Here is a 305-nt window from a genome sequence, read left to right as displayed (position 1 = left end):
CAGGAAAAACAAGGCGGTCAAGATCCCGATAAAATAGATTCCGTTCTGCACAAAGGTAGCCAAAACGCTGACGTAAAGTTCGCGGATCGCTTCCGTATCGTTGCTGACGCGGGAAACCAGCTGGCCGACCGGCGTCTTGTCAAAAAAGGAGACCGACAGCTTCTGCAGATGCACAAACAACACCATGCGCAACTGCTGGATAATCCGCTGGGCCGTCGTCTGCAAAGAGATCAACTGGACATAGTTCAAACCAGCCGCAACAAGGATCAGCACAGCATAGGTTGCCACCAGCAGGATAATCGGCG

Annotated in this window: 1 protein-coding gene; it reads right to left on the bottom strand. The window is 52.5% G+C overall.

What is annotated here, in order from left to right; genetic code table 11:
- A partial coding sequence (locus MXD62_RS08255) for an ABC transporter transmembrane domain-containing protein (RefSeq protein ID WP_248828811.1) occupies positions 1–288 on the bottom strand: 288 nt, incomplete at its 3' end.
- Positions 289–305 lie beyond the last annotated feature (17 nt).

This window comes from Frankia sp. Mgl5 (genome assembly GCF_023242985.1).
Classification (GTDB): domain Bacteria; phylum Actinomycetota; class Actinomycetes; order Frankiales; family Frankiaceae; genus Parafrankia; species Parafrankia soli.
This window is presented reverse-complemented; position numbering and strand designations above follow the sequence as displayed.